The sequence below is a fragment of the Bacillus sp. 05T21 genome (assembly GCF_056396785.1).
The window spans coordinates 1-1,010 of the sequence record NZ_JBFTMD010000083.1 but is presented as its reverse complement, the minus strand read 5'-3'; the positions used below and the strand labels follow the sequence as shown (position 1 = coordinate 1,010).

Sequence of the window (1,010 nt, the reverse complement as noted above, 5' to 3'; positions counted from 1 at the left end):
GGATTAAATAACTTTATTATTGATTTTTGAGTGCAAATGCAATTAAATGGATAGAAATTAAACAACTTTAAAGAGCCTTAGTACAATAAAATGTGCAAGGCTTATATATATTTCATAACAAAATTCAATAACTTTATTATCACTTTACATGAACCGTCAGTTAGCGAAAGGCAAGGCGTTGAATATATTTACAAAATGACAAAACTGTAAGAATACACGAATGTTTGTAAGAAAGTTCGATGTTTTCCTTTTTCTTTTTTTATTATAGTGAAAAAGAAGAACGAAATATTCTCTTATGTAGGAAAGGAAGATAATAATGATTGATCTATTAAATAAATGGATGTTAGAAAGTACAGGTAATTTCAATATCGTTGTAGGACTTACAGCACTTCTATTTTTTGGTTCAGTAATTGCACTTATTATTATTTACAAAAAAATTGGTAAACCAGATGAAAGAACAAATCCTATTTATTTTAAAATTATTTCTTGTATGTTTACTACTCAAATTCTAATGAATTGCATATTTATTTCTTTAGTTGGTAAAGATATCGAGAATTTCCGTCAAATCTTTATATTATTTGAAGCCTTTGTATTCTTCGTTGGAGCTATTTATTCGTTTAAATTATATAGACAAGAATTTAAATAATTTACATTTTTAGCTAATTGTATATTATATACATATGAGGTTAACATAACGTCTCATTATCGGGATTCAATGTATTTAGAAGACTATTAAAAGTCCTCCAGATTGTTTAACTGGAGGACTTTAGTGTTCACATAATTTTTGTTATTAGAAGTTGATTAATATTAGCTTATTTGTCTTATAAGTTAAATTGAGAACAATTAGATCCCCAAATATTTCAGTTCTTTTTGTATGTTATTTAAAGCAAACCTCTCTTGTTTTTGAAAGGAGTTATTTGGTTCGTTTGAAGATAATCTCCAAAGAACTCGTGTATCCTGCCATTGTTAGAGTAAGGACTTGAACAAATTCCCAACCATCTTCAGCATGT

Annotated in this window: 2 protein-coding genes; one reads left to right on the top strand and one right to left on the bottom strand. The window is 27.1% G+C overall.

Features of this window, described 5'->3' with window-relative positions:
- Window positions 1–316 precede the first annotated feature (316 nt).
- The gene (locus AC1DKZ_RS32765) at window positions 317–646 is read left to right on the top strand and encodes a 6-aminohexanoate hydrolase (protein WP_476997969.1); all 330 of its coding nucleotides are present in this window, start codon (window positions 317–319) and stop codon (window positions 644–646) included.
- Window positions 647–913: 267 nt separating this feature from the next.
- On the opposite strand, the gene AC1DKZ_RS32760 is transcribed toward AC1DKZ_RS32765, so the two are convergent.
- The coding region (locus tag AC1DKZ_RS32760; protein WP_476997970.1) for a DUF4177 domain-containing protein at window positions 914–1,010 on the bottom strand (97 nt) is incomplete at its 5' end.